Annotated in this window: 5 protein-coding genes; all 5 read left to right on the forward strand. The window is 63.6% G+C overall.

What is annotated here, in order from left to right:
* Window positions 1–40: 40 nt before the first annotated feature.
* The gene (locus tag VGU61_RS06255) at window positions 41–3,328 is read left to right on the forward strand and encodes an alpha-1,4-glucan--maltose-1-phosphate maltosyltransferase (protein ID WP_326858245.1); all 3,288 of its coding nucleotides are present in this window, start codon (window positions 41–43) and stop codon (window positions 3,326–3,328) included.
* Window positions 3,325–6,729: a maltose alpha-D-glucosyltransferase gene (gene treS / locus VGU61_RS06260; protein WP_326858246.1), complete on the forward strand. Its 3,405-nt coding sequence runs from the start codon at window positions 3,325–3,327 to the stop codon at window positions 6,727–6,729. The genes VGU61_RS06255 and treS overlap by 4 nt, the downstream gene beginning before the upstream one ends.
* The gene (gene glgB / locus VGU61_RS06265) at window positions 6,722–8,995 is read left to right on the forward strand and encodes a 1,4-alpha-glucan branching protein GlgB (RefSeq protein WP_326858247.1); all 2,274 of its coding nucleotides are present in this window, start codon (window positions 6,722–6,724) and stop codon (window positions 8,993–8,995) included. Before treS ends, glgB begins: the two co-directional genes overlap by 8 nt.
* A 2-nt stretch (window positions 8,996–8,997) precedes the next feature.
* The gene (glgX, locus tag VGU61_RS06270; RefSeq protein ID WP_326858248.1) at window positions 8,998–11,103 is read left to right on the forward strand and encodes a glycogen debranching protein GlgX; all 2,106 of its coding nucleotides are present in this window, start codon (window positions 8,998–9,000) and stop codon (window positions 11,101–11,103) included.
* A gap of 142 nt (window positions 11,104–11,245) precedes the next feature.
* Window positions 11,246–11,805: alpha-amylase family glycosyl hydrolase (locus tag VGU61_RS06275; RefSeq protein WP_326858249.1), on the forward strand; the 560-nt coding region annotated here is incomplete at its 3' end.

The following is an 11,805-nucleotide window of genomic DNA, read 5'->3' on the forward strand; positions in this document are numbered from 1 at the left end:
CACGAACTCTTCGCTTCCTTACCTCCCCCGGATTTATTACATGGAGCCGCGACTCGCCGGTTCCGGAGCCGATCTGGACAGGCATCTCGCGCGATGCGCCGGCATGGGCTTCGATCACATCCTGATTCCGCCTCAGATGTCGGACGATTCGATCCACAGCCTCGTCCGCGCCTGTGGGCAGAGCACGTCGAAGCTGCACCTGCTGGTGGACTTCGATCCGCGGGGCCTCGGATCGGATGCCGGACTCGTCGCGAGCCACCCGGACTGGTTTCGTGCCGCGTATCCGGATGATGATCTTCCGGACCCGCGCCACGTGACCCGCCGTCCTGCGGCATTCGTGCCGCGTTACGAAAACGACGGCGTCGTAGCGGAAATCGCCGCGTACTGGGCGCAACGACTGCAGGCATTGACGTCCGCCGGTGCGGCCGGCTTTCGATGCATCGGGGTCGGAGAAGCGCCAGCTGCCTTCTGGAGAAAGCTCATCGCCACGGTGAATGCATCCGGAAGCACGGTGCGTTTCCTGGCATGGACGCCTGGCTGCACGCCGGCGCAGATCGACGAACTGGCCGGCTGCGGCTTCGACGCCACGTTTTCTTCGGGCGCATGGTGGGATTACCGGTCACGCTGGCTGGCGGAAGAACAGGCGCGTCTGCTGCGTGCGGCACCACCGATCGCCTTTCCTGACAGCCCCGACGAACCGGTCATCGACCGTGTCGGCGGCAATGAGGATATCCCGGTGCGCCGGCAAATCTACAAGCGCGCGCTGCGGCTTGCCGCCGCCGCAGGTAGCGGTATCCTGGTTCCGATGGGTTTCGAGTTCGGCGCATCCGGCGTGATGCGCATGGGCACCGCATCGGGGGGCGAGCGGCAGCCCTGGAGCGACCTGCAGGAACACCGGCCCTTCGACCTGACAGGCGATATCAGCGAAGTCAATCGCTACATCGCCAAGCGCGGCGCGGTGTTCTACGGACAGCCGATACGGATGCTCAGCCTCCCGGAGGCGGAAGCCGGCGCCGCCGCCATCCTGTTGCGCGAAGCGGTGGCTGCAGGCGCGGACGGGCAACGGGAGGCGGTGTTCATCGTGGTCAATCCGGATGTGTCCCGGCCTTGCGAGGTCGACGAGCGGCGCCTGCTGGAACGCGCAGGCGGGTTCATCCGCGCCGGCGCCGCATGGCCGCTGAATGATGACGGCAGCGCAGGCGGAAGCCCGTCCGGATCTGTCCATCTCGACAGCGGTGCACTCGAGTTATTTTCGGCCCGCACCCGCGAGCCCGTGCTGCTGCCGCGGGAGCGCGCACCGGATGCGGCCGTGGCGGCGAAATCGCCGCGCATCGCCATCGAGGCGGTCAGCCCGTCGGTCGATGGCGGCCTGTTTCCCGTCAAGCGCGTCGTCGGCGAATCGGTCTGCATCGAAGCCGATGTCTTCGTGGACGGCCACGACAAGCTGGCGGTCGTCGTACTGTGGCGTGCGGCGGATGAAAGCGAATGGCACGAGACGCGCATGCATCTGGTCAGCAACGATCGCTGGAAGGCAACGGTACCAATGACCCGCATGGGACGCCACGAGTTCGCGATCGAGGCATGGCGCGATGCATTCTCGACCTACCGGGACGAGCTCGAAAAGAAAACCACCGCCGGCCTGAATGTCGCGCTGGAACTGGAGGAAGGGAGGCTGCTGGTGCAGGCGGCTGCCCGCCATGCGCAGGAAAAGCGCCTCGGTGTGGCGCCCGCGCTTGCGGCTCTGGTGCAGACGCTGGAAGCCGGCAGCGGCAAGGATGCGGACGCCGGCCAGGCCGAACGCATCGCGGCCCTGCTGTCGGAGCCGACCGCCGAGGCGATGCGGCTCGCCGATGCGCGTCCGTTCGCGGTACGGACCGATCCGCCGCTGCGCATCGATGTGGAGCGCATCGCGGCGCGGTTTTCGAGCTGGTATGAATTGTTTCCGCGCTCGCAGAGCGGCGACCCGGCGCGCCACGGCACCTTCGCCGATGTTGAGAAGCGCCTGCCCGCCATCCAGGCGATGGGCTTCGACACGCTGTATTTCACGCCCATCCATCCGATCGGGAAAAAGCACCGGAAAGGCCGGAACAACAGCCTTACCGCCGGACCCGACGATCCCGGCAGCCCGTATGCCATCGGGTCGGAGGAGGGCGGGCACGACGCCATCCATCCCGAGCTGGGCACGCTGGAGGATTTCCGCCGCCTGCGCGATGCGGCGGCAAGGCATGGGCTGGAGCTTGCGCTCGACTTCGCGATCCAGTGCTCGCCCGACCATCCATGGCTGAAGGAACATCCCGACTGGTTCACCTGGCGGCCGGACGGCACCATCCGCTATGCGGAAAACCCGCCGAAGAAATACCAGGACATCGTCAACGTCGATTTCTACGCGAAGGGTTCAGTGCCCGGCTTGTGGATGGCATTGCGCGACGCGGTGCTCTTCTGGGTAAAGGAAGGCGTGCGGGTGTTCAGGGTGGATAATCCGCATACCAAGCCGCTGCCTTTCTGGGAATGGATGATCGCCGATATCCGTGGCCAGTATCCGGACACGATTTTCCTGTCGGAAGCTTTCACGCGGCCGAAGATGATGTACCGCCTGGCGAAGGTTGGTTATTCCCAGTCCTATACGTATTTCACCTGGCGCCATACAAAGCAGGAGTTCATCGAATACATGACCGAACTGTCGACGACCTCGGTGCGGGAATATTTCCGGCCGCATTTCTTCGTCAACACGCCGGACATCAATCCGTATTTCCTGCAGCGATCGGGCCGTCCCGGCTTCCTGATCCGTGCCGCTCTGGCGACCATGCTTTCCGGCTTGTGGGGCATGTACAGCGGCTTCGAGCTGTGCGAGGCCGCCCCGGTGCCCGGCAAGGAGGAATACCTCGATTCGGAAAAATACGAGATCCGCGCCTGGGACTGGCAGCGGCCCGGCAACATCATCCGGGAGATCACGCAGCTCAACCGCATTCGGTCGGAGAATCCGGCTTTGCATACGCATCTGAACATCCGCTTCCTGAATGCATCGAACGACAACATTCTTTTCTTCATCAAATCCACCGCGCCGCCGGATGACGCGGGAGACACGGCGACGATGGGCGACAACGTCATCCTCGGCGCGATCAACCTCGACCCGTTCGCGGCGCATGAAGCCGATCTCGAACTGCCGCTGTGGGAGTTCGGCCAGCCGGACGACGGCGGACTGGAAGTCGATGATCTCGTCAATGGCGGCCGCCTGGCATGGCACGGCAAGTTTCAGCGCCTGCGGCTCGATCCGTTCGTGAATCCATATGCGATCTGGCGCGTCCGCAGCAAGGGAATATCAACATGACCAATGAAATCATCCCGGACCGCCGCAAGACTGCGCGGCACTCCGCAACATCGCCGGAACAGGGGGAGGGCCGCAGCTTTTCCGACGATCCGCTGTGGTACAAGGATGCCGTGATCTACCAGGTGCACGTGAAGTCCTTCTTCGATTCCAACAACGACGGTGTCGGCGACTTCGCGGGATTGATCGAGAAACTGGATTACATCTCCAACCTCGGCGTGAACACCATCTGGCTGCTGCCTTTTTATCCGTCGCCGCGCCGCGATGACGGGTACGACATTTCCGAATACCGTGGCGTCCATCCGGATTACGGCACCATGGCCGATGTCCGTCGCTTCATCGCGGAAGCCCATCGGCGCGGCCTGCGCGTCATCACCGAACTCGTCATCAACCACACATCGGACCAGCATCCCTGGTTCCAGCGCGCACGGAAGGCACGGGCTGGTTCCGCCGCCCGCGATTTCTATGTCTGGTCCGACAATGACGAAGCCTATGCCGACACCCGCATCATCTTCTGCGACACGGAAAAATCGAACTGGACCTGGGACCCGGAGGCGAACGCCTTCTTCTGGCACCGCTTCTACTCGCACCAGCCGGATCTGAATTTCGATAATCCGAAGGTGCTGAAGTCGGTGCTTGCGGTGATGGCCTTCTGGCTCGACCTCGGCGTGGACGGCCTGCGGCTCGATGCGGTGCCCTACCTGGTGGAGCGGGAAGGCACCACCAATGAGAACCTGGCCGAGACGCATGCCATCCTCAAACGGATCCGGGAGGCGGTGGACAAGGCATATCCGGGACGGATGCTGCTGGCGGAAGCGAACATGTGGCCGGAAGACGTACGGCCGTATTTCGGCGACAGCGATGAATGCCATATGGCGTTCCACTTCCCGCTGATGCCACGCATGTACATGGCGCTGGCACAGGAAGACCGCTTCCCGATCGCCGACATCCTGCGTCAGACGCCGGAGATCCCGGACGACTGTCAGTGGGCGATCTTCCTGCGTAACCACGATGAACTGACGCTGGAGATGGTGACCGACAAGGAGCGGGATTATCTCTGGAACCACTATGCGTCCGAGAAGCGCGCCCGCATCAACCTCGGCATCCGCCGGCGCCTGTCGCCGCTGCTGGAGCGTGACCGCCGCCGTGCCGAACTGCTGAACAGCTTCCTGCTGTCCATGCCCGGCACGCCGGTGATTTACTACGGCGACGAGATCGGCATGGGCGACAACATCCATCTCGGCGACCGCGACGGCGTGCGCACGCCGATGCAATGGACTTCGGACCGCAACGGCGGATTTTCGCGTGCCGACCCGGCAAAACTGGTGCTGCCGCCGATCATGGACCCGCTGTATGGTTTCCAGGCGGTGAACGTCGAAGCGCAGATGGCCGATCCGTATTCGCAGCTGAACTGGATGCGCCGCATGCTATCGGTGCGCAAGCAGCATTGCGCCTTCGGGCGCGGGACACTGACAGTGCTGTATCCGACCAACCGGCGCATCCTGGCTTATCTGCGCGAGTACAAGACCGCCGACGGGGAATCCACTGAAACCATCCTCTGCGTGGCCAACGTGTCGCGCTCCGCGCAGGCGGTGGAACTGGATCTGTCCGCCTTCTCGGGGCGGGTGCCGGTGGAAATGCTGGGCGGCTCGGCCTTTCCGCCCATTGGCAAGCTGCCTTATCTGCTGACGCTCCTTCCGTACGGTTTTTACTGGTTCCTGCTCACCTCGGAAGCCCGCATGCCGGCCTGGCATACGCCGGCACCGGAGCCGCTGCCCGAGCTGGCGACGCTGGTGTTGCGGCATTCGATCACGGAAGTGCTCCAGGATGCGCCTCGCCGCATCCTCGAACAGGAAGCGCTGCCCGCCTACCTGATGAAGCGGCGCTGGTATGCGGCCAAGCAGGAAAAGCTGAAGTCGGCCCGCATCGCTTCGGCGACCATGCTGCCGGCGTCGCACGCGCGTCCGAAAGTCCTGCCGGCGATGCTGGCGGAGATCGAGACCGTCACGCCGAGCGGCACCGACCGGTACCTGCTGCCGCTGGGGATTATCCGCGAAGAGGACATCGTCACTGCCTTGCCGCATCAACTCGCTCTGGCCCGGGTGCGGCGCGGACGTCACGTCGGACTGCTGACCGACGGCTTCGTGCTCGATTCCTTCGCCTACGTGGTCGTCGAGATGCTGCGCAAGCGCAGCACGCTACCGGCCGAGGACGGCGAAGTGCACTTTATTCCCACCGAGGCGCTCGATACCGTCGAGATGCCGGAGGAAGCCGTGGTGCGCCGTCTGTCGGCGGAGCAGTCGAACAGCTCGCTGATCCTGGAAGAAAAGGTCGTTCTGAAGGTCATCCGCAGGCTGCTGCCAGGCATGCATCCGGAAGCGGAAATGGGTCGCTATCTGACTGCGCTTGGATATAAGAATGCGCCGCGCATGTTCGGCGAAGTGGTGCGCATCGGTGCCGACGGCACCCGGCATTCGATGATCATGCTGCAGGAATTCATCCATAATCAGGGCGACGCCTGGGGATGGTGCCTGCATACGGTGGCGCGCTGGATGCAGCAGGCTGCGGTGCCGGAGGAAGCCGCGGTGACGGAAGCCGCGACGGAAATCTCGAATCCGCTGGACGACCTGATCGAGATGTCGACCATGCTCGGCAAGCGCCTGGGCGAACTGCACGCAGCGCTTGCCACGCCGACCGACGATCCGGATTTCGCGCCGAAACCTGCGGGCGCCGCCATTACCCAGGAATGGGCCGAGGGCGCGCGGCGGCAACTGGAAGCCGCTTTCGATGCATTGCGGGCGCAGAAGGAATGGAGCAGCGAGGCCGAAGCGCGACGGGTAGCGCGCCTCATCGGCCAGCGCGATGCCTTGCTGGAGCGGCTGCCGTATCTGGCCGGTGACGGCGAAGGCACGCTGTGCACGCGTATTCATGGTGATTTCCACCTCGGCCAGGTACTGGTGGCACAGGGCGACGTCTATATCGTCGATTTCGAAGGCGAACCGGCCAAGCCGCTCGATCAGCGCCGCGGCAAGAACAGTCCGATCCGCGACGTTGCCGGCATGATGCGCTCGTTTGACTATGCGGCGGCGTTCTCGAGTGATGCAGGACCATCCGACCTCGACGAGAACGCGGAAGTGCGCAAGCAGCAGATCATCCGCAGCTTCGCCCCGTCGTGCCAGAAGGCATTCCTGGATGCTTATCGGGAAGCGGCCTACGGCGGCCTCAACTTCTCGCCGGAGGCTGAACGCAGCCTGCTGCAGTTGTTCACGCTGGAAAAAGCGGCCTATGAAGTTTGCTACGAGGCGGCCAACCGGCCGACCTGGATACCGGTGCCGATGAACGGCCTGGCAAAAATCGCCGATGAACTGCTCGGCACGACAGAAGGAGACAAGACGGATGACTGATCGCACCGAAGCGTTGACCGGCGTCGACCAGAAGACATTGGACGCAGTCCTGCATGGCCGCCTGGCCGATCCCTTCGCGTTGTTCGGACCGCATCATGCCGGCGGCCAGGGCGACCTCGTCGTCGTGCGTACCTTTCAGCCGGGCGCCCGGGCGGTGGACGTGGTTGCGCGACATCCGCGCAACGACCAGGCCGGAGAGCTGATCGAGTCGCTTTACAACGTCAACCAGAGCGGGCTGTTCGTCAGCGGTGCGCCGACCATGGCCGCGGGTCGCGATTATCTGCTGCGCATCACCTGGCCGACGCCGTCAGGCGGCGAGTACATCCAGTACACCGAGGACCCTTATCGCTTCGGGCTGCTGCTTGGCGACCTGGACATGCACCTGCTGGCCGAAGGCAACCATCGCGAGATGGGCCGCTGCCTCGGCGCCACGCCGATGACGGTCGACGGCGTGTCCGGCACGCGATTCGCGGTATGGGCGCCGAATGCCCAGCGCGTATCGGTGGTCGGCGACTTCAATCTGTGGGACGGCAGGCGCCATCCGATGCGGCGACGCATCGAGGGCGGGATCTGGGAGCTGTTCATTCCGAGACTGCGCAGCGGTGCGCGCTACCAGTACGAGATCGTGGCGCCGGGCGGAAATGTCCTGCCGCTGAAGGCCGATCCGGTGGCCCGCGCCACTGAAGCGCCGCCGTCGACGGTATCGGTGGTGGCGTCTGACGCGCCTTTCCAGTGGACCGACGATGGCTGGATGAAAAGCCGCGCATCACGGCATCGGCCCGACGCGCCGCTGTCGGTCTACGAGGTGCACGCCGGTTCATGGCTGCGCGTGCTGGAAGAGGACGGGCGCAGCCTGAACTGGCACGAACTGGGCGACCGGCTGATCCCCTATGCGGTCGGCATGGGCTTTACCCATGTCGAATTTCTTCCCATCATGGAACACCCGTTCGGCGGCTCCTGGGGTTACCAGCCGCTCGGTCTGTTCGCGCCGAGCGCCCGCTTCGGTACGCCGTCGGCGTTCGCATCCTTCGTCGACCGCTGCCACGCAGCGGGACTCGGTGTGATCCTCGATTGGGTGCCGGCACATTTTCCGTCGGACGCCCACGGCCTGGCGCAGTTTGACGGCACGGCGCTTTACGAACACCAGGATCCGCGCGAGGGCTTTCACCAGGACTGGAACACGCTGATCTACAACCTCGGCCGTAACGAGGTCTGCGGCTTCCTGATCGCGAGCGCGCTCGAATGGCTGGAGCATTACCATGTCGACGGCTTGCGGGTGGATGCGGTGGCGTCGATGCTGTACCGCGACTACAGCCGCAAGGAAGGCGAATGGGTGCCGAATATTCACGGCGGGCGCGAAAACCTGGAGGCGGTTGCTTTCCTGAAGCAGCTGAATCAGGTGATTGCAGAACGCTGCCCCGGCGCGATCATGATCGCCGAAGAGTCCACCGCCTGGCCGGGCGTGTCTGCGCCGGTCGAGGAAGGCGGCCTGGGCTTCCATTACAAATGGAACATGGGCTGGATGCACGATACGTTGCACTACATGCAGCAGGACCCGCTCTATCGTACCCATCATCACCATGAGATGACCTTCGGCCTGGTGTACGCCTATTCCGAGCGGTTCATGCTGCCGATCTCGCACGACGAAGTGGTGCATGGCAAGGGATCGCTGCTGAACAAGATGCCTGGCGGGGATATGTTTCAACGCCTCGCCAACCTGCGCACCTACCTCGGCTTCATGTGGACCCATCCCGGCAAGAAGCTGCTTTTCATGGGCTGCGAAATCGCCCAGCCCACTGAATGGAATCATGATGGCTCGCCGGACTGGAGCCTGCTCGACATTCCCGCGCACCGCGGCGTTCAGCGTCTGGTGCGCGACCTCAACCGGATCTATGCGGGCGAACCCTCCCTGCACAGGAAGGATGCGTCAAACGAGGGATTCAGCTGGGTGATCGGCGATGACAGCGCGAACAGCGTGTACGCCTACCTGCGACGCGGCGACGCCAGCGATCCGCCGTTGCTGGTGATCCTGAACATGACGCCGGTGGCGCGGGAAAATTACCGGATCGGCGTGCCGGTGGGTTCGGCCTGGCGCGAGATCCTGAACACCGACGCCGCCGTGTACGGCGGTACGGGCGCGGCCATCGGCAACGCTGAAGGGCTTCGCGCGGAAGCATCGCCGGCGCATGGCATGCCGCAGTCACTGGTGCTGCGGCTGCCGCCCCTGTCGGCGCTGGTGCTGAAACCCGCACCGGCGGCGCACTGAGCATGGCGGCGATACGGCTACCCTTACCACGAGTACAGGCGGGGTCACCCTATCCACTCGGCGCCACCCATGACGGCGAAGGCACCAACTTCGCCGTTTTTTCCGCTCATGCGACCGCCATCGAGCTGTGCTTCTTCGATGCCGCCGGACGACACGAAATCGCTCGTTGCCCGTTGCCGGAATGTACCGACGAGATATGGCACGGCTATCTTCCCGGCGTTTTCCCGGGGGCGCTGTACGGCTACCGCGCCTATGGTCCTTACAAACCGGAGCAGGGGCACCGGTTCAACCCCAACAAACTGCTGCTCGATCCCTATGCGCGGCAGCTTCACGGCCACGTGCGCTGGACCGACAGCCTGTACGGCTACCGCTACCAGTCACCCCGTGCCGATCTGTCGTTCGACCACCGCGACAGCGCGCCATCGATGCCGAAAGCGGTGGTCGGCGACCCGGGTTACAACTGGCATGGCGATGTGTCACCGGCAGTTCCCTGGCACAAGACAGTGATCTACGAGACCCATGTGCGCGGCATGACGAAGCTTGCCCAGCGTATTGCACATCGGGAGCGCGGAACCTTTGCCGGACTGGCCGATCCGTTCGTGATCGACCATCTGCTTCGCCTCGGCGTGACGGCTGTCGAACTGCTGCCGGTCCATGCATTCCTGCAGGACCGACGCCTGCTCAATGCGGGTCTTACGAATTACTGGGGATACAACACCTTGTCGTTTTTCGCGCCCGAACCCCGTTATCTGTCCAGCGGTTCGCCGGACGAGATGCGCGACGCGGTCCGACGCCTGCATGCGGCGGGCATCGAGGTCATTCTCGACGTGGTCTACAACCATACCTGCGAAGAAGGGGAACTCGGGCCGACCCTGTCGTTTCGCGGCCTCGACAATGCCAGCTATTACCGCTTGCAGGAAGGCGATCCGCGCCGCCATATCAATGACACCGGTTGCGGCAACACCCTGAACATGACTCATCCGCGCGTGATCCAGATGGTGATGGACTCCCTGCGGTATTGGGTTCAGGAATTCCACGTCGACGGTTTTCGTTTTGATCTTTCCTCGACGCTTGGGCGCGAGCGGCAAGGCTACGATCCGGGCGCCGGCTTCTTCGATGCGCTGCTGCAGGATCCTGTACTGGCGCGCGTAAAGCTGATCGCCGAGCCGTGGGATATCGGCCCCGGCGGCTACCAGGTGGGCAATCATCCGGCAGGTATGGCCGAGTGGAATGACCGTTTCCGCGACGATGTGCGCGGCTTCTGGCGCGGCGATGCCGGCCTGCGCGGCGCGATCGCCAGCCGCCTTTTGGGTTCCGCCGACCTGTTCAACCGTCACCGGCGGCGCGCCTGGGCATCGGTCAATTTCATCACCGCGCATGACGGATTCACGCTGGAAGACCTGGTGAGCTATGAGCGCAAACACAATCTTGCCAACGGCGAAGACAACCGCGACGGCAGCAACGAGAACCGGAGCAGCAATTGGGGCCGGGAAGGACCGACCGATGACCCGTCGATTCTCGCCATCCGGGAACGGGTGAAACGCGCGATGCTGATGACACTGATGTTCTCGAACGGAACGCCGATGCTGCTGGGCGGCGATGAGTTCGGGCGCACGCAAAAAGGCAATAACAATCCTTATTGCCAGGATTCGGAGATTTCCTGGTTCGACTGGAGCATTGCCGACACCGATGCGGGCAGGGCGCTAATGGACTTCACCCGCCGCTGCATCGCGGCCAGGATGTCCCTGCCGACCCTGCAAAGCACCCGTTTTCTGGCAGCGAATTCGCGCACCCTGCACGGGATCGCGGATATCAGCTGGTTCGATGAGACCGGCGCGGAAATGACCCCGGACCGATGGCATTTCGCGGAAGGACGCCTGCTGGCGCTGCGGCGCGTTGCCGAAGACCAGCAGAGCGGATTGCTGTCGGTGTCGCTGCTGTTGCTGAATGCGTATTCGGAAGACCGGGTGTTCGTGCTGCCGCCGCCCACAATGCATTGGCGCGTGCTGCTGGACGCCGCGGAGGAGGAACGCGCGGTCGCGGGGAACAGCGTCGGTGTCCGCGCGCATAGCGCGATGGTGCTGGTGGCAGGGGATGCAGTCTTCTAAAAAGATGTACGGATTTCAAAGATGAAAGAAACGACGCCTTCCTCCTGTCAGGGGGAAGGAACTTTACAAGGCTTAAAGAGAATTTCGTTATGCGCCGGCGTTCAGAAACGCATTAAGCGCCCTACAAATGAAAGTCAACACAATGAACCCTACCTACTCCTTCGGCGCACAGCTGGTTGCGCCCAACCGCACACGCTTCCGCCTCTGGGCGCCAAGCAAGGAAGCAGTCAGCGTCGAGATCGACGGCATGCAACCCATCCCGATGGAGCGCCTCGCCAACGGCTGGTTCGAAGCCCATGCCGACTGCGGTGCCGGCTCGCGTTACCGCTATCGTGTCAGTGAGGATCTTGCGGTGCCCGATCCTGCGTCCCGCTGGCAGGACGGCGACATCCACGATGCCAGTATCGTCTGCGATCCGCAGTCCTATCAGTGGAATAACAGCGACTGGACCGGCCGCCTGTGGGAAGAGACCGTCATCTACGAGTTGCATGTCGGCGCCCTCGGCGGATTTGAAGGCGTGATGCAGCAGCTTCCGGCCTTGGCCGAGCTGGGCATCACCGCCATTGAGCTCATGCCGATAGCCGATTTTCCCGGGGCGCGAAACTGGGGATACGACGGCGTTCTGCCGTATGCGCCGGACACTGCCTACGGCACGCCCGACCAGCTCAAGGCGCTGGTGGATGCCGCCCATAGCCACGGGAT

Source organism: Noviherbaspirillum sp. (assembly GCF_035944575.1).
Lineage (GTDB): Bacteria > Pseudomonadota > Gammaproteobacteria > Burkholderiales > Burkholderiaceae_D > Noviherbaspirillum.

Bases quoted from the DNA above. Each gene is read 5' to 3' on its own strand.
- treS (WP_326858246.1), top strand. From the start codon at position 3,325: ATGACCAATGAAATCATCCCGGACCGCCGCAAGACTGCGCGGCACTCC.
- VGU61_RS06255 (WP_326858245.1), top strand. From the start codon at position 41: ATGGAGCCGCGACTCGCCGGTTCCGGAGCCGATCTGGACAGGCATCTC.
- glgB (WP_326858247.1), top strand. From the start codon at position 6,722: ATGACTGATCGCACCGAAGCGTTGACCGGCGTCGACCAGAAGACATTG.
- glgX (WP_326858248.1), top strand. From the start codon at position 8,998: ATGGCGGCGATACGGCTACCCTTACCACGAGTACAGGCGGGGTCACCC.